The organism is Streptomyces sp. NPDC107538 (genome assembly GCF_055657445.1).
In genome coordinates, this window is record NZ_JBVKAY010000002.1 from 41,349 (window position 1) to 58,089 (window position 16,741).

Here is a 16,741-nt window from a genome sequence, read left to right on the forward strand (position 1 = left end):
CCTGTCTCGCTTTTCGATATCGGGGCCCGGGACGACGAGGGAGACCCCCGGGCCGCGACTCACCTCACCTGGACCCACTTCGCCTTCGACGGCGTCCCCTCCGCGTCCGTCACGAAGAGCATGTACCAGCCGGGCGGCACGAGGGTCCGGTCGTCCGGTACGTCGACGGTGACCGAGTCCCGGGTCCGCGTCACCTCCAGCGCGACGGACCGCTGCTCGACGTCCGTGCTGTGGGTGACCGCGCTGGGCCGCATCAGCCGCGCGGCGGCCACCCGCTCGGGGTGGGCCGTGGCGAAGGTGGCGCGCCCCTTGGCGTCGGTCTCCGCGGGCCCGTCGCCGAGCACGGGCCGCTTCCCGCCGTTCCGGTGGAGCAGCGGCGGAGTGAAGATCTCCATGCGCTGCTCGAAGTGGCCCAGCTTGGTGTTCCGCCGGTCGTCGTAGAGCGGGTCGGAGCCGAAGGTGGCGATCCGCCCGTCGGGCAGCAGCAGGGCCTCGGAGTGGTAGTTGCGGCCGACCTTGGGGGCGGCGGCGCCCTTGAAGGAGTTGGACCCCGGGTCGTAGAACTGCGCCTTGAGGATGTTGCTGCCGCTGCGGCCCCGGTAGTCGCCGGAGCCGTTGGAGGTGAAGACGGTGTCGTCGGGCAGGAGCACGCTGTTCAGATAGCGGGTGCCCTGCGGGAGGTCGGGGCCGTCGACGAAGGCCGGGTTCTCCTTCTTCAGGTCGATGACGGCCGTGCGCGAGGTCGACTTCCGGGACTCGCCGACCCCGCCCCCGCCGAGGATCATCACCTTCTGGTCCTGCGCGGGCGGCAGCAGCACGGACGCCGAGGTCTCCGTACGGTCGGGGTCGGTCAGCCCCGGGACCTTCTCGAAGGTGTTCGTCCGCAGGTCCCAGATGCCGGGCGCACGGCCGAGGTCGTCGGGGCCGTACCCCGCGTTCGAGGCCGGGTAGAACAGCTTGCCGCCCCGGGTGAGGAAGAGGGCCGGGTAGGTGGGGAAGTACCGCTTCGGGCCGGGCTTCCACTTCTTCGTCCCCGGGTCGTAGATCTCGTTGTCCCCGGGGTCGACGATCCCCACGTCGTCCAGCCCGGAGACCGCCAGCACCCGCCCGTCCGCCAGCCCGACGAGTGTCGGGTACCAGCGGGCCTTCGCCATCGGCGCCACCGGCACATACCGCTCGGCCACCGGGTCGAACTCGTACGCCTCCCTGATCCCCTGGAAGTCCTGCTTGTCCAGGGTGATCTTCTCGGCGAGACCGTACGTGTTGGCCGCGTCCTCGCCCGCCAGCCCGAGGATCTCGTACTGGGCCCGCCCGGGCGTGACGGACCCCGCGCCCTTCTTCACGGCCTCGACGAAGACCCGGGCCTCGCTGGCGACGACCTTCGTCTTCCACGGCCGCATGACCCCGGCCGCGTCGTAGCTGATGTCGAAGTCCCGCTTCGCCTTCGGCACCGTGACGTCGAACCGGCTGACGTACTCGACACCGGACGGCGAGCGGAACCGGGTCCCCTTCCTCAGGACCACCGCCTTGTCGGGGTTCTCGTTCTTGACCCGCATCCCGCCGCCGGCCCGCTCGACCTCGCCCTCCAGCAGCTCGTAGCGGGCGGTCCCGCCGGCCACCAGCAGCCTGCCGTCCGGGAGTTGGGCGTGTCCGGCGCAGAAGAAGTCGACGGGGGTGGGGATCCTCTTGTACGTGTTGCGCACCGGGTCCCACAGGACGGTGTCGAAGGAGCCCCGGTCGAACTTCTTCTGCTCGTTGCCCGACCCGGCGACGATCAGCACCTTGCCGGTGTGCAGCAGCGCCGCGTGGATGGCGTTCGTCCGGAACGCCTCCGGGATGGCCACCTCGCTCCACGAGCCGTACTCGGCCCGGTACCAGGGCTGCGCGATCTTCCACGCGTGATACCGCTCCCGCGCGAACCCGATGGCGGCCGGCGCGTTGAGCCCGGCGAGCAGCACGAGGGCACCGATCCCGAGCAGGTACTTCTTGTACTTCTTGGTCCGGTCGGTCCCGTCGGCCCGGCCCGAAAGCTTGTCGACCATGGGCTAGTTGCCTCCGGTGGGCTCGGGAGCGGGAGCGGGAGCGGCGGCGACCGCACCCGGTTCCCGCCCGGCCGCGAACCGGGTGACCGCCCACACCCCGACCGGCGCGAGCGAGATCAGCAGGGCGAGGACGGCCCAGGTGCGCATGGCCGCATGGGTGTGGCCGAGGAAGAACGACGCGGTCAGCGACGAGGCGAGCACGGCCGCCCAGAACAGATGGATCCGGAAGGTCGCCAGCCGGTCCGCGCTCGCGCCCCCGCCCTTCGGCGTGACGACGAAACGGCAGGGCAGCCGGAGCACCGCCGCCCCCAGGGACTTCAGATAGACGGGCGCGGAGAGCGCCGACATCGCCATCCCGGCGAGCCCGCCCGACCCCTGCGGCTCGTGCGGCGAGACGTTGTGCCGGCGGTTCCACAGATACAGCCCCACCTGGAGCGCCGCCGCGTCGCTGTACAGCATCAGCCAGACCGAGGCGGCGACCTGCGTCCCGGACGCCCCGAACCACAGGAACAGCACACAACTGACGATGCCCAGCAGCCAGTTGAGGGCGGTCATCGGGTAGTACACGAGCATCAGCGTGTACGAGAAGAGCCGCCCCGGGGGCATCGTGAAGGGCGCCTTCCAGTACTGCTTGAACAGCGTCTCGTACGTCCCGCGCGACCAGCGCGTCTGCTGGGCGAAGAAGTCGGTCCAGGACGCCGGCCCCTCCCCCACCGCGAGCACGTCCGGCGTGTACACGGACCGCCAGTGCCGCCCCGTCGCCGGATTGCGGTGCCGGTGCAGTTCGAATCCGGTGGCCATGTCCTCGGTGATGGAGTCGTACAGCCCGCCGATCTGTCGTACGGCCGCGACGCGTACGACGTTGTTGGTGCCGACGAACATGGGGGCGCGGTAGCGGTTCCCGGCGCGCTGGATGAGGGCGTGGAAGAGGAACTGCTGCGATTCGGCGGCCTTGGTGACGGCGGTGACGTAGTTCCCGTACACCTGCGGGCCGACGACGAAGGCGACGTCCGGGTCGCGGAAGTAGCCCAGCATCCGCTCCAGGAACGCGGGGAGCGGGACGTGGTCGGTGTCCACGGAGGCGAAGAACTCGTACGCGTCGCCGTGCCGGGCGATCCAGGCGTTGTAGTTGCCGTGCTTGGTGCGGGCCTTGTGGACACCGCGCGGCCGGTTCCACTCGGGCACCCCGCGGCGGGTGAAGTGCCGGACGCCGAGTTCCGCGCAGAGGGCCCTCGCCCGGTCGTCGTCGCCCTCGTCCAGGAGCCAGACGTCGAGCGGGCCGTCGTGCCGGAGCCGGATGGCGCCCTCCAGGGTGGCCCGGACCATGGCGAGGGGTTCCTTGCCCGGGACGTAGGTGGTGAGGAAGGCGACGCGGATGCCGGATTCGGGGACGACGGGGACGGGATCACGGGCGACCATCGTGGCGTGGGCGATGGACACGACGTTGACCAGCATGAACAGCTCGATCAGCCCGATGGCGACCAGCATCACGAGGTCGAGCGCCACCAGCCAGGCCGCCCCGCCCGCGCGCTCCACCCAGTGGCTGGGCCAGACCAGATAGACGAGCAGGGCGCCGGTGAGCAGCGGCGCCAGCGTCATCAGCAGCACGGCCCGTATTCGATGCGGCTCCTTCGCAAGGAGCCTGCGGTACCGCACCCGGTACGCCGGCCCGGTGACCTCCGTGAGCGGCCCGGCGAGTCTGCTGTACGTCTCGTAGTCGTATCCCTCCAGCCCCACGGCGCCCTCCAGCGGTCGAACGACCCGATACGTCCACGAAAGGACCAATGGAGTGGCAAGTCCACCCGCATTAGCCCGAACGAGAGAGCGACACCCCCGCCCCGAAGGGGCGCGGGGAACTGCGCGAGAACCCCCACGAACCCGCACGAGACGACGAACCCCCCGCGCGGAGCGCGAAAGGGGGGTCGAAGGGGCGCAGCCCCTTGAGGATGGGACGGGTAGGGGCGGCGGGGGCGAGAAAACCGCCCCACCCCCTCAGCGCCCCACGGCCTTCCGCAGCTGATGCCGGACCGCCCGCTGCGCCACGCTCCCCAGGCCGTCGAGCGCGGCGACCAGTACCCCGAGTTGCTCAAGAGCAGCGAGCGCCGCCCCCGCCCCCTCGGCGTCGACCCCCTCGTACAGCTCCAGCCCCACGAACGAGGCCGCCACTGCCCGCGCCAGCCCCCGCGCATCCGCGAACTCCCCCACCGGCGAGCCCGCGAGCACCCGCCGCAGCACCCCCTCCACCTCGTCGATCCACAGCTCCAGCCCCGCCGCCGTGGCCGCCGCCAGCCGCGGCTGGGTCTGCGCCCCCGCGAGCAGCTGCCCCAGCACGGCCACATGCCCCGCCGCCCGCTCCTCCTCGTGCATCTCCCGCCCGAAGGCCAGCAGTTCGGAGAGCGAGGAGATCGTCGCCAGCCGCTCCCGATGCCGGGCGACCCGCTGCTCGGCCCCGTACCGGCAGGCCGCCGCCAGCAGTTCGTCCACTGATCCGAAGTGGTAGAAGACGAGCGCCTGGTTCACCCCGGCGGTCGCGGCGATGGACCGCGCGGAGGTCTTGGCGATGCCCTGCTCGACGAGCGTTCGCAGCGCGCCCTCCAGCAGCTTCGCCCGGGTCGCCTCGCTCACGCCCGCGCCTCCTCACGGACCGGCCGCAGCCCGGGCCGCACCCCGCACACCCGGACGTCCTGGTACGACGCCGTGAAGGAGCCCTCGTAGCCGAAGAGCGGCCCGACGTACCGGTTCACCACCCGCACCCGGATCCGGAAACGCCCGGTCCGCTCGTCGAACCGCTCCCGCACCTCCGCCTGACCGCCGATGAGTTCGGGGACCCGGACGTCCACCGGCCCCTCCCGGAACCGGTGTGCGCCGGAGCGGATCAGCAGCGACCCGTCGGCCTCCGCGCCGAAGTACAGATCGCTGGCGAGGTGCTGATGGGTGCCGAGGTAGTCGAGGACGCGGTCGCCCCGGGGGCTCAGCACCATCTGGGCGTCGAACCGGCGGGCCCGGCCGGGAAGATCGAAGGTACGCACGAACGTCACCGTCTCACGGCCGAAGCCGTCGGCGTACGGCACGTTCTCGATGGTGAAGGGGACGTCCCGCCCCTCGCGCGGGACGAGGATGTTCCGGGTGCCGCCCAGCGCGAGGAACGGCTTGACCAGTCCCCGCCCGTGCCACACGCGGTCCATCGTGCCCCGCCCGGTACAGGCCTCGCCGCTCGCCAGTCCGACGGAGAAGCGGCGACGCAGCTCGGGGTGCAGCCGCTCGAAGTCGGCGCCCATGACGGTCCGGAAGATCGAGGCCGGAAAGGCCCCCGGAATCAGCCGGTCCATAATCAGCTGGTCCATGTCGCTCGGGTCATCCCTTCAGCGTCGCGAGCAGTCGGGGCGCACGCGCGCGTGCCGGTGGGGTCCGCAGACAACGGCGGGCGGACGGCGTGCCGGGCAGCGGCGGCACGATCAGGGCGGCCAGAACCGCCGCGACGGCCAGGACCGGTGTCGCGAACAGGGCCAGCGGCGCCAGCGGGCCCGCCGGGTCCACGAGCGCCCCGTAGGCGAGCCCCGCGCAGGCGGCCACGATCGTCAGCGCGCGTACGGCCGCCTCGGCGAGCCAGCGGCGCAGGGCCCGTTCGGGGGTGATGTCCCGCTCCAGCCACAGGCGCAGGCGGTCGAAGGACCAGGCGGTGGCCCAGCCCATGAGCGGGCGGAACAGCAGCCGGTCGGCGATCGCGCCGGGGCGGCCCCAGCGGGGGCGGTAGTCGTAGCCGGTGAGGAAGCGGACCTCCGTGCCGTCCGGGACGTACCGCCAGTAGCCGCTGCCCTCCGCGATCAGGGAGAGCGGGTGCGGCGAGGTGAACCGCAGGGCCGAGGTGCGGGTGCCGTCCGGGCGCTCCTTCTCCCCGGCCGCGATCCCGGTCCCGGCGACCGTCAAACCGGGGAGCACGCGGGTGGCGTACCGGAAGCGCCGCGGTTCGCCCTCCACGCGCGCGAGGTGGACATCTCGGTGAAGCGGAGGTCCCAGCGCTGATGGAGGGCCGGGTCCTGGGTGCGGACCCACACCTCCTCCAGGTCCGCCCGTACCCGTGCCTCGATGTAGAGCCCCATGCGCGTTCCCCCAGGTCGGCGACCTTTTTTGAGCGAGTGCTCAACTCTCACGTTCCCGACCGTACCCGATTTGAGCGACCGCTCAAACACGGGGTACGAGAAAACCCCGGTCCAGAGGGACCGGGGTTCTCGAGGAAGGCGACGAGGGGCGCGCTCGGCTACGCCGACAGGTGGCGCTCCACCGTCTCCACCTTCGCGGTGAGGCCGTCCGTGACGCCGGGGCGGATGTCGGCCTTGAGGACGAGGGAGACACGGGGCGCGCGCTCCTCGACGACGGCGACGGCCCGTCGTACGACGTCCATCACCTCGTCCCAGTCGCCCTCGATCGAGGTGAACATCGCGTCGGTCCGGTTCGGCAGGCCCGATTCCCGGACGACACGTACGGCGTCGGCGACGTACTCCCCCACGTCCTCACCGACGCCGAGCGGGGTCACGGAGAAGGCGACGATCACGCTTTCACGGCCCCTTCGTTCGCGTCGCCGGCGCGGGACGCGAACGTCGCGCCGACCGCGTCCTCGGCCTCGCGGCGCAGCTTGCGGTCGGCGAAGAAGCCACCGGTGGGCAGGACGGAGAGGACGAAGTAGAGGGCGGCGGTCTTCAGGGACCACTTGGCGCGGTTCCAGGCGTCGGCCCAGAAGATCACGTACAGGATGAACAGGACGCCGTGGATCATGCCCATCACCGGCACCGCGTTGAACTCCGTGGTCCTCTTCAGCACCGAGCAGACCAGCAGCAGCAGGAAGGAGACGGCCTCGGGGGCGGAGACGAGGCGCAGGCGGCGGAGGGCGGAGGCGGTCTTTATGTCCACGGGTCACCTTCGGTGGGGTCGGCGGGGCGAGTCCTCGCACCGCTGGTCGAGCTGTGCCGGTCGAGCTGTGTGGTGGACCTGTGCCGGTCGATCTTTGTGAACGGAAGCACAAGCGCCGCCCATTCTGGCATCCGTCAACCCGCCGAACGCTCTAGGGGTCCCTTCAGGGTCGAGATCCCCCTCTGGGACCTGTCCTGTCCGGGCATCTGCCGGTTACCTTCCTCCCGTGGCAATGTTCCGACTTCAAGGCAGCAAAGTGCTGGCCGTCGACATGACCGGGGACGCCGTGAAGGCGAAGAACGGCTCGATGGTCGCGTACGACGGTCAGATGTCGTTCAAGAAGCTGAGCGGCGGTGGAGAGGGCCTGCGTGGGATGGTGACGCGGCGCCTCACGGGTGAGCAGATGACGTTGATGGAGGTGACGGGGCAAGGGACCTGCTGGTTCGCGGACCGGGCCTCCGAGATCAACCTCGTGAGTCTTCAGGGGGACAAGCTGTACGTGGAGTCGAGCAATCTGCTCGCGACGGACTCCGGGCTGCGCACGGGCACCAGCTTCACGGGGCTGCGCGGCGCGACACAGGGCAACGGCCTGTTCACCACGACCATCGAGGGCCACGGCCAGGCGGCGATCATGTCCGACGGCCCGGCGGTGGTGCTGCGGGTGAGCCACCAGTACCCGCTGACGGTGGACCCGGGGGCGTACATCGCGCACCAGGGCAACCTCCAGCAGTCCTTCCAGTCCGGTGTGACGTTCCGCACGTTCATGGGCGAGGGCGGCGGCGAGGCCTTCCAGATCCGCTTCGAGGGCGACGGACTCGTCTACGTCCAGCCCAGCGAGCGCAACACGGTGGCGGGAGACGTCTGACATGCCCTTCCTTGAGATCAACTCGAAGATGATCGAGGCGACCGTGATGCCGGGCCAGCGGCTGTTCAGCCAGCGCGGCGCGATGCTCGCCTACAAGGGCGAGGTCGCCTTCACCCCGAACATGCAGGGCGGCCAGGGCGGTATCGCCTCGATGATCGGCCGCCGGGTGGCGGGCGAGGCGACCCCGCTGATGACCGTCGAGGGCAGCGGCACGGTGCTGTTCGGGCACGGCGGCCACCACATCCAGGTGATCAACCTGACCGGCGAGACGCTCTACGTCGAGGCCGACCGCCTGCTGGCCTTCGACGGCACCCTCCAGCAGGGCACGATGTTCATGGGCTCGCAGGGCGGCGTCATGGGCATGGTCCGGGGCCAGGTGACGGGCCAGGGCCTGTTCACCACCACCCTGAAGGGTCACGGGGCGGTCGCCGTCATGGCGCACGGCGGAGTCATCGAGGTCCCGATCACCCCTCAGCGCCCGGTCCATGTCGACCCGCAGGCGTACGTGGCGCACCACGGCGACGTACGCAACAAGCTCTCCACCGCGCTCGGCTGGCGCGACATGGTGGGCCGGGGCTCCGGCGAGGCGTTCCAACTGGAGCTGAGCGGCAGTGGTGCGGTGTACGTCCAGGCCTCGGAGGAGAAGCTGTGAGCATGTACGGGGCTCCGGTCGCCGGACCGACCGTCCACGACCCGATGACGCTGCCGTCCGACGACAACGTCAACAACTACACCTTCTGCGTGGAGCTCAAGGGGAGCCAGTGGTTCCTGCAGAAGGGCAAGATGATCGCCTACTACGGCCAGATGGAGTTCAACGGCATCGGGCACGGCCGGCTGGACCGTCTGGTGCGTTCGTCGTTCCATTCGCCACTGCACGCGAGCGACTGGGTGGTGGCCGAGGGCTCCGGCAAGATGCTCCTCGCCGACCGGGCCTTCGACGTCAATTCGTATGACTTGGAGGAGGGCAACCTGACCATTCGCTCGGGCAACCTCCTCGCTTTTCAGCCAAGTCTCGCGCTGAAGCAGTCGATCGTCCCGGGCTTCCTCACCCTCATCGGCACGGGCAAGTTCGTGGCCGCCTCCAACGGCCCGGTGGTGTTCATGGAACCCCCCATCCGGGTCGACCCGCAGGCCCTGGTCGGCTGGGCCGACTGCCCCTCGCCGTGCCACCACTACGACCACGGGTACATGCAGGGTCTGATGGGCGGCCTACGTGCGATGACGGGCCTGGGCGGCGCCTCCGGGGAGGAGCACCAGTTCGAGTTCGTCGGGGCGGGCACGGTGCTGCTCCAGTCCTCCGAGACCCTCATGGCCGAGCAGGCCACGGGCGCGGTCCCGCACGAGCCGGGCGTACCCGGTGGCGGTGGGGTACCCGGTCACCACGGACAGCCGGCGGGCGCACCGCGCCTTCCCGGACAGCTGGGGGACCTCCAGCGTCGCTTCGGGCTGTGAGCGGTAGTCTGCGGAGTGTGACATCGAACGTGTGCGCGTTGTCATGCTCCACCCGTAAGAACCCTCACTAGTTCGACTTTCAACATTTTAGGTAGACTTCATTCATGGAGACCGAAACGGCCACGCGCTGGCTGACCGATGCGGAGCAGTGCGCCTGGCGCACCCATCTGGACGTCAACAGGCTGCTGACTCACCAGCTCGAAAGGGACCTGCAGCCGTTCGGCCTGACAATGAACGACTACGAGATCCTGGTGAACCTCTCCGAGTCGGAGGGGCGGCGGATGCGGATGAGCGACCTCGCCGCCGCCACGCTGCAGTCCAAGAGCCGGCTCTCGCATCAGATCACCCGGATGGAGAACGGGGATCTGGTGCGCCGGGAGAACTGCGAGTCCGACCGGCGCGGGCTGTTCGCCGTGCTGACGGACCACGGCATGGAGACGATGCAGCGGGTGGCGCCGCATCATGTCGCCTCCGTGCGGCGGCACTTCATCGATCTGCTGCCGGAGGAGGGGCTGGAGGAGCTGCACAAGTCCTTGGGGCCGATCGCGGATCACCTCCGAAGCCACCGGGGTAAGCCGTAGGGGTTGGGGGACTGCGGGGTCGGTTTTCGGCCGCGGGTTCGTTGTGGCTGGTCGCGCAGTTCCCCGCGCCCCTTGAGGAACCGGCGGTTTCCCGGCGCCCTCAAGATAGTGGCAGCCTCAGCTCGAAGAGTGCGCCTCCGCCCGGGGCGTCCGCGACCGTCAGGGTGCCTCCGTGGCGGGCGGCGATGTCTCGGGCGATCGCCAGGCCCAGGCCGGCGCCGCCGTCGTCCCTGGCCCGGGACTCGTCGAGGCGGACGAAGCGTTCGAAGATGCGGTCGCGGTCGGCGGGCGGGACGCCGGCGCCGTTGTCGGTGACCTGGAGGACCGCCCAGCCGGGCGTGGTGCGCAGGGTGACCTCGACGCGGTCGTGGGTGTGGCGGGCGGCGTTGTCCAGGAGGTTGCCGAGGACGCGGCAGATCTGGTTGCGCGAGCCGCGCAGTTCCACGGAGCCGACGCTCTCCAGGGCGACCCCCTCCCGGGACGCCACCTCCTCCCGTACGACCCTCGCCAGGTCGAAGCGCGCGTCCGGCGGTGGCCGCTCCCCCGCGTCCAGCCGGGCGAGCAGCAGCAGGTCGGCGGCGAGGCTCTGCAGCCGTACGGTGTCCTCGACCGCGCCCTCCAGATCCAGCAACTCGGGGTGGGCGGCGCCCACTTCGAGCTGGGTGCGCAGAGACGCGATCGGGCTGCGCAGCTCGTGCGAGGCATCGGCGACGAACGCGCGCTGCCGCTCCACCGAGGTCTCCAGCGCGGCCAGGGTCTCGTTCGTGGTCCGCGCGAGGCGGGCGATCTCGTCGTGCGTGTCCGGCTCGGGGACGCGCCGGGAGAGGTCCTCGGAGGCGGTGATCGCCGCCATCTCGGAACGGATGCCCTCGACCGGGCGCAGCGCCCGACCGGTGACGACGTACGTCACCCCGCTGACGGTCAGCAGCAGCAGCGGCAGCCCGATGAGCATCGTCGTCAGCGCGGTGCCGACGGCGTCCTCCTCGGTGGCGAGCGGGGCGCCCGCGTAGACGGTGAGCGGCACTCCGCTCGGGGTGACGACGTCGACCCCGGCGAACCGGTAGTCCGCCGTCTCCCCCTCGACGGTCGCGGAGCCCTCGCCGTACCAGGTCTCGTCGGCGACCTGCCCGGCGCGGAGCGTCCCCGCGTCCTCCGCGTCGCGGTCGCCCTCCGCCGAGTCGTCGGCGTCGTCGTTGGTCTCGGAGTTCAGCCGGTCCGAGTCGACGGAGGTCACGTCCATACCCTCGACGTCCTCACCGACCGCGACGGGCTTCTCGTCCCGGTCCAGAACCTCCACGGGGTTCTCGTCGCCGTCCGGCAGCACGAGCTTGTCGTACGCGAACCCGTTCGCCAGCGCCGAGGCGGCGTTGCGGGCCACGGAGTCGGCCTCCGCGTCCGCCTTGTCGATCAGGCTGAACCGCAGCGAGATCAGCACGGCGGCGCCCGCCGCGACCAGGGCGACGGCCACGACGACGGTCGCGGCGAGGGTCGCGCGGGCCCGCACCGAGCCCAGACGGCGCTTCACGGGCGGACCTCCAGCCGGTAACCGGCCCCGCGCACGGTCTTGATGAGCGTGGGGCCGAGCTTGCGGCGCAGGGTGCTGATGTAGACCTCGACGATGTTCGGGTCGCCGTCGTAGGCGAAGTCCCAGACGTGCTCCAGGATGTCGGCCTTGGAGACGACCTCACCGGCCCGCAGCGCGAGCTGTTCGAGTACGGAGAACTCCTTGGTGGTGAGGGTGATCTCGTCCTCGGCGAGGAACACCCGCCGGGCGGCGGTGTCGACCTTCAGCGCGCCGACCTCGTACACGGGCGAGGCCCCGCCCGCCGCGCCGCGCCGCCGCAGCAGGGCCTTCACCCGGGCGACGAGGACGACGTAGCTGAACGGCTTGGTCAGATAGTCGTCGGCGCCCGTGTCCAGGCCCTCGGCCTCGTCGTACTCGCCGTCCTTGGCGGTCAGCATCAGGATCGGCACGTCGTGGCCGGCGGCGCGCAGGGCGGCGCAGACGCGGTAGCCGTTCATGCCGGGCAGCATGATGTCGAGGATCACGAGGTCGTACGACCCCTCGCTCGCCCGGTGCAGGCCCTCGACTCCGTCGTGGACGACGTCCACGGCATAGCCCTCGGCCGTCAGCCCCTTGGCCAGCGACACCGCGAGCCGCTTCTCATCTTCCACGATCAACAGGCGCATGCGTTCAGCTTGGCAAACCGAACCTGAAGCGGTCTTCAGGGGGCTTCAGGTCGGCTTCAGCGTCCCTCGGCCAGATTGGTCCACGTCGAAAGCGAACAGCATCCGTCACTGGAGGAACCCCATGAAGCGCAACATCGTCATCGCCACCATCACGGCCGTCGCCCTGATCGGCGGCGGCACCGCGACCGCCATCGCGGTCTCCGGTGACGACGAGGCGCCCGCGAAGAAGAGCGTGTCGGTGTCGAACGACGACAGCGACCGCGACGACGTGAACGACACCGACGCCGACGACGCCGACGACACGGCCCAGGACAAGGCGGAGGACAAGGCCGAGGACCGGGCCGCCCGGGACACGGACCAGGACGCCGACGACAAGGCCGAGAACGCGGCCGAGGCGAAGGCCGGCCAGGTCACGGCCGCCGAGGCGATCACCACCGCGCTGAAGGCCAAGTCCGGTACGGCCGTCTCCGCCGACCTCGACGACGAGGGCACGAAGCTGGTGTGGGACGTCGACGTGCTGACCGCCGGTGACAAGTGGTTCAGCGTCCAGGTCGACCCCGCCACCGGCAAGGTCCTCGGCACGCACGCCGACCGGGACGACGACGGTGACGACGCCGCCGAGACCGCGCAGATCCGGGCCGCCCTCAAGGGCAGCTCCGTGACCGCCGCGGCGGCCGCCGAGGCCGCCGCCGCCAAGGGCACGGTGACCTCCGTCGACCTCGACGAGGAGAGCGCCGACCAGGCCTGGGAGGCCGACACCACCGCCGCGGACGGCACCGGCAGCGACTGGAGGGTGAACCTCGACTCCGGCAAGCTCACGGCCGACCGCTCGAACGACTGACGCACCTCCTGCGGCCTCGGACGGAAGAAGCCTTTCTCTCCCCCCACAGGTAGGGCACCCGGCGCATGGCACCGGGTGCCCTACCGCCGTTTCAGCAGCGCGTACGGCTCCTCCGGAGCCACCACGGTGACCACGGCGACCGCCGCGAGCAGGGCCGTGCCACCGGCCAGGGCGAAGCCGAGGGCCGGTGAGAAGTGGGCCACCAGCAGGCCCGAGGTCGCCGCGCCCGCCGAGATGCCCGCGTTGACGGCCGTGTTGACCCAGGCGCCGGCGCGCGTACGGGCGGCGAGCGGGGCGGCGGCGTCGGCGACCAGATAGGCCGTGGTCAGCGCCGGGGCGACGAAGAGGCCCGCGCAGACGACGGCGCCGGTGAGCACGGCCAGGTCCGGGGCGAACCCGGCACCGGCGAGCACGACACCCAGGCCCGCCGTCAGCAGCGCCAGCCGGACGCGGGCCCCGGAGCGCCACTCGACCGCGCCGTACGCCAGGCCGCCCACCGCGCTCCCGGCGGACAGCGCGGCGAAGACCCAGGCCACGGCGTCGTCCCCGTGCCCCCGCTGCTCGGCGAAGGCCAGCACCAGCAGGTCGAGCGCGCCGAGCGCCAGCCCGACGCCACCGGCCGCGATCACGGGCGCCACGATCCCGGCCGCCACGCGCGGCGCCCGCGGCCCCGCGCGCTCCTTCGGCGCCGCGCCACCGCCCGGCATACGCGCCACGGCCGGAGAGGTCACGAACCCGAAGGTCCCGGCCACCACCAGCACGGCACCCAGGCCCACGGCGGCGGCCGGAGCGGCGAACTGCACCACCCCGCCGACCACCAACGGCCCCGACACGAACAGCAGTTCCTCGGCGACACCGTCGAGGCTGTACGCGCGCCGCAGCAACCCCGGGTCCGAGGCGGCGAGTTCACTCCACACCGTCCGCATCGTCGGTCCGAGCGGCGGAGTACACGCACCCGCCGCCACCGCGACCGCCCCCAGCACGGGGCCCGACGCGCCCGGCCGCCAACTCGCCACCGCCAGCACGCCGAGCAGCACGGCGTACAGCGAGGCCATCGGCAACAGCGCCCGGCGCGGGCCGTACCGGTCGACGAGCGCCGCCCGCGCGGGCGACAGGAACACACTGGTGGCCCCGAACAGGGCCATCACCGTCCCGGCGACGGCGTACGACCCCGTCGCGCGGCTGACGGCGAGCAGTACGGCGATCGGCACCATGCCGTAGGAGAGGCGGCCGACGAGTACGGCGGCGAAGGTGCGGCGGGCGTACGGGATGCGGAGCACCGCGGCGTACGACGGCCGCGGGGAGGTCGCGGACATGCGGGAAGTTCCTCACTCGGAGGCGGAAAGGGGGCGCCGGTGTGGGGGCCCGCCTCTACGCAAAGTGAAGGAACATGAGGCCAAGCTAGCAGTCCGCGACGGGAGTTGGGGGTTCGGGTGCGCTGGCGGGTGCGGGCCCGGTGGGGCTTCTCGCGCAGTTCCCCGCGCCCCTGAAAAGCAGGGGCTGCGCCCCGTGCTTTTCGGCCCGAAAGGGCCGTAGGCCCTTCAGGGGCGCGGGGAACTGCGCGACCAGCCCCCACCCGCCCGCACCCGACAACGCACCCCAAAAAAGCCCCCGTCAGCCCTCCGTCAGCGCCGCCACCAACTCGTCCGCCGCCCCGTAAGGATCCAGCTCCCCCGTCACGATCCGCTCGGCCAGCAAGGACAGCCGCCGGTCACCGTGCAGGTCCCCGATCCGCGACCGCAGTGCCGTGACCGCGATGGCCTCCACCTCGTGCGCCGCGCGCGCCCGCCGGCGCGAGGCGAGCACCCCCCGCTCCTCCATCCACGCCCGGTGCTTCTCCAGCGCCGCCACGACCTCGTCGACCCCCTCCGCCCGCGCGGCGACGGTCTTCACGATCGGCGGCCGCCAGTCCCCGGGCTTGCGGGACTCCCCCAGCCCCAGCATGTGGTTCAGCTCGCGCGCGGTCGCGTCGGCCCCGTCCCGGTCCGCTTTGTTGACGACGTAGACGTCCCCGATCTCCAGGATCCCGGCCTTGGCGGCCTGGATGCCGTCCCCCATCCCGGGGGCGAGCAGCACCACGGACGTGTCCGCCTGGGAGGCGATCTCCACCTCGGACTGCCCGACCCCGACCGTCTCGACCAGGATCACGTCGCAGCCCGCCGCGTCGAGCACCCGGATCGCCTGCGGGGCGGCCCACGCCAGACCCCCCAGATGCCCCCGCGTCGCCATCGAACGGATGTACACCCCGGGGTCGGACGCGTGGTCCGACATCCGGACCCGGTCACCGAGCAGCGCGCCCCCGCTGAAGGGCGACGACGGATCCACCGCCAGCACCCCGACCCGCTTCCCGGCCTTCCGGTACGCGGTCACCAGCGCCGACGTGGACGTGGACTTGCCGACCCCGGGCGACCCCGTGAGGCCGACGACGTAGGCCCCGCCGGTGAGCGGGGCCAGCGCCGCCATGACCTCGCGGAGCTGCGGGGACGCCCCCTCCACCAGGGAGATCAGCCGGGCGACGGCCCGGGGCCGCCCTTCCCTGGCCTGGGCCACCAGCGTGGGGACGTCCTGCATCACGGCTCCGTTCCGAACTCGAAGGCGGCCCTCAGGCCTTGGGCACCCGCACGATCAGCGCGTCACCCTGCCCGCCGCCACCGCACAGCGCCGCCGCGCCGACCCCGCCGCCGCGCCGCTTCAGCTCCAGAGCGAGGTGGAGGACGAGACGGGCGCCGGACATGCCGATGGGGTGCCCGAGAGCGATCGCACCACCATTGACGTTCACCTTTTCCGGCGACACGCCGAGGTCCTTCATTGACTGCACGGCGACGGCGGCGAAGGCCTCGTTGATCTCGATGAGGTCGAGGTCCGCGACCTCCAGCCCGTCCTTCTTCAGGGCGTGCTGGATGGCGTTCGACGGCTGGGACTGGAGCGAGTTGTCCGGGCCCGCGACGTTCCCGTGGGCGCCGATCTCGGCGAGCCAGGTCAGGCCCAGCTCCTCCGCCTTGGCCTTGCTCATGACGACCACGGCGGCGGCGCCGTCGGAGATCTGCGAGGCGGAACCGGCCGTGATCGTGCCGTCCTTGGCGAAGGCCGGACGCAGCTTGCCCAGCGACTCGGCGGTCGTCTCACCCCGGATGCCCTCGTCCTGGCTGAAAACGACCGGCTCACCCTTGCGCTGCGGGATCTCCACCGGGGTGATCTCGGCGTCGAAGAGGCCGTTCTTCTGCGCGGCGGCGGCCCGCTGGTGGGACTGGGCGGCCACCGAGTCCTGCTCCTCGCGGCCGATGCCGAGACGGGTGTTGTGCTTCTCCGTCGACTCGCCCATGGCGATGTTCTCGAAGGAGTCCGTGAGCCCGTCGTACGCCATCGCGTCGATCATCTGGATCGCCCCGTACTTGTAGCCCTCACGGGACTTCGGGAGCAGATGGGGGGCGTTGGTCATCGACTCCTGGCCGCCCGCCACGACCACGTCGAACTCGCCGGCGCGGATCAGCTGGTCGGCCAGCGCGATGGCGTCGAGACCCGAGAGACACACCTTGTTGATCGTGAGCGCGGGCACGCTCATCGGGATGCCCGCCTTGACCGCGGCCTGGCGTGCCGGGATCTGCCCTGCCCCGGCCTGGAGCACCTGGCCCATGATCACGTACTGCACCTGGTCGCCACCGATCCCCGCACGGTCCAGGGCGGCCTTGATCGCGAAGCCGCCGAGGTCGGCTCCGGAGAAGGACTTCAGCGAACCGAGCAACCGTCCCATGGGCGTACGGGCGCCCGCGACGATCACCGAGGTCGTGCCGTTCGTTCCAGTCATGAGGTGCGATCCCCTTCCAGCCTGCACGGCCGAGGAGTGAGTGAACGAGGGTTTACT

General features: G+C 71.3%; 16 protein-coding genes and 1 pseudogene. 5 read left to right on the forward strand and 12 right to left on the reverse strand.

Annotation, left to right across the window (positions count from 1 at the left end; genetic code table 11):
- Positions 1–59: 59 nt before the first annotated feature.
- From glxA to ACZ7MG_RS06060, 7 genes and pseudogenes are all read right to left on the reverse strand, one after another.
- Entirely contained in the window at positions 60–2,042 is a 1,983-nt protein-coding gene (gene glxA, locus ACZ7MG_RS06030) for a radical copper oxidase GlxA (protein ID WP_471395303.1), read from the reverse strand.
- A gap of 3 nt (positions 2,043–2,045) precedes the next feature.
- Entirely contained in the window at positions 2,046–3,779 is a 1,734-nt protein-coding gene (locus ACZ7MG_RS06035) for a glycosyltransferase family 2 protein (protein ID WP_471395302.1), read from the reverse strand.
- A 255-nt stretch (positions 3,780–4,034) separates the two neighbouring features.
- Positions 4,035–4,667: a TetR/AcrR family transcriptional regulator gene (locus ACZ7MG_RS06040; RefSeq protein ID WP_471395301.1), complete on the reverse strand. Its 633-nt coding sequence runs from the start codon at positions 4,665–4,667 to the stop codon at positions 4,035–4,037.
- Positions 4,664–5,386 (reverse strand): DUF4166 domain-containing protein, encoded by a 723-nt coding sequence (locus tag ACZ7MG_RS06045; protein ID WP_471395300.1) that lies wholly within the window; start codon positions 5,384–5,386, stop codon positions 4,664–4,666. Before ACZ7MG_RS06045 ends, ACZ7MG_RS06040 begins: the two co-directional genes overlap by 4 nt.
- A gap of 10 nt (positions 5,387–5,396) precedes the next feature.
- Positions 5,397–6,142 (reverse strand): annotated as a pseudogene (locus ACZ7MG_RS06050) (hypothetical protein).
- A 158-nt stretch (positions 6,143–6,300) separates the two neighbouring features.
- Positions 6,301–6,594: an MTH1187 family thiamine-binding protein gene (locus tag ACZ7MG_RS06055; protein WP_471395299.1), complete on the reverse strand. Its 294-nt coding sequence runs from the start codon at positions 6,592–6,594 to the stop codon at positions 6,301–6,303.
- Positions 6,591–6,950 carry a DUF3817 domain-containing protein gene (locus ACZ7MG_RS06060; protein ID WP_471395298.1) on the reverse strand — a complete coding sequence of 120 codons (360 nt, stop codon included), beginning with the start codon at positions 6,948–6,950 and terminating at the stop codon, positions 6,591–6,593. The genes ACZ7MG_RS06055 and ACZ7MG_RS06060 overlap by 4 nt, the downstream gene beginning before the upstream one ends.
- Positions 6,951–7,182: 232 nt before the next feature.
- Between ACZ7MG_RS06060 and ACZ7MG_RS06065 the strand changes: the two genes are divergently transcribed.
- The 4 genes from ACZ7MG_RS06065 (at position 7,183) to ACZ7MG_RS06080 (ending at position 9,848) form a co-directional block, all read left to right on the forward strand.
- On the forward strand, positions 7,183–7,815 hold the full coding sequence (locus ACZ7MG_RS06065; RefSeq protein WP_086754533.1) for an AIM24 family protein: 633 nt from the start codon (positions 7,183–7,185) through the stop codon (positions 7,813–7,815).
- Between the two features lies 1 nt (position 7,816).
- A complete protein-coding gene (locus ACZ7MG_RS06070; protein WP_471395297.1) occupies positions 7,817–8,467 on the forward strand; it encodes an AIM24 family protein in 651 nt (216 codons plus the stop codon).
- A 2-nt stretch (positions 8,468–8,469) separates the two neighbouring features.
- Positions 8,470–9,267, forward strand: a complete 798-nt coding sequence (locus tag ACZ7MG_RS06075) for an AIM24 family protein (protein ID WP_471395341.1) — start codon at positions 8,470–8,472, stop codon at positions 9,265–9,267.
- A gap of 104 nt (positions 9,268–9,371) precedes the next feature.
- Positions 9,372–9,848 (forward strand): MarR family winged helix-turn-helix transcriptional regulator, encoded by a 477-nt coding sequence (locus tag ACZ7MG_RS06080; RefSeq protein WP_471395296.1) that lies wholly within the window; start codon positions 9,372–9,374, stop codon positions 9,846–9,848.
- Positions 9,849–9,948: 100 nt separating this feature from the next.
- Here the strand turns inward: ACZ7MG_RS06080 and ACZ7MG_RS06085 are convergent, their stop codons facing one another.
- Together ACZ7MG_RS06085 and ACZ7MG_RS06090 are read right to left on the reverse strand one after the other, a co-directional pair.
- Positions 9,949–11,373, reverse strand: coding sequence for a sensor histidine kinase (locus ACZ7MG_RS06085; RefSeq protein WP_471395295.1), 1,425 nt, complete (start codon positions 11,371–11,373; stop codon positions 9,949–9,951).
- The gene (locus ACZ7MG_RS06090) at positions 11,370–12,038 is read right to left on the reverse strand and encodes a response regulator transcription factor (RefSeq protein ID WP_471395294.1); all 669 of its coding nucleotides are present in this window, start codon (positions 12,036–12,038) and stop codon (positions 11,370–11,372) included. Before ACZ7MG_RS06090 ends, ACZ7MG_RS06085 begins: the two co-directional genes overlap by 4 nt.
- 121 nt (positions 12,039–12,159) lie before the next feature.
- Between ACZ7MG_RS06090 and ACZ7MG_RS06095 the strand changes: the two genes are divergently transcribed.
- Entirely contained in the window at positions 12,160–12,879 is a 720-nt protein-coding gene (locus ACZ7MG_RS06095; RefSeq protein WP_471395293.1) for a PepSY domain-containing protein, read from the forward strand.
- 80 nt (positions 12,880–12,959) lie between these two features.
- Here the strand turns inward: ACZ7MG_RS06095 and ACZ7MG_RS06100 are convergent, their stop codons facing one another.
- From ACZ7MG_RS06100 to ACZ7MG_RS06110, 3 genes are all read right to left on the reverse strand, one after another.
- Positions 12,960–14,195, reverse strand: coding sequence for an MFS transporter (locus tag ACZ7MG_RS06100; RefSeq protein ID WP_471395292.1), 1,236 nt, complete (start codon positions 14,193–14,195; stop codon positions 12,960–12,962).
- A gap of 298 nt (positions 14,196–14,493) precedes the next feature.
- The gene (gene meaB / locus ACZ7MG_RS06105; protein WP_471395291.1) at positions 14,494–15,450 is read right to left on the reverse strand and encodes a methylmalonyl Co-A mutase-associated GTPase MeaB; all 957 of its coding nucleotides are present in this window, start codon (positions 15,448–15,450) and stop codon (positions 14,494–14,496) included.
- A 31-nt stretch (positions 15,451–15,481) separates the two neighbouring features.
- Positions 15,482–16,684, reverse strand: a complete 1,203-nt coding sequence (locus ACZ7MG_RS06110) for an acetyl-CoA C-acetyltransferase (RefSeq protein ID WP_471395290.1) — start codon at positions 16,682–16,684, stop codon at positions 15,482–15,484.
- Positions 16,685–16,741: the final 57 nt, after the last annotated feature.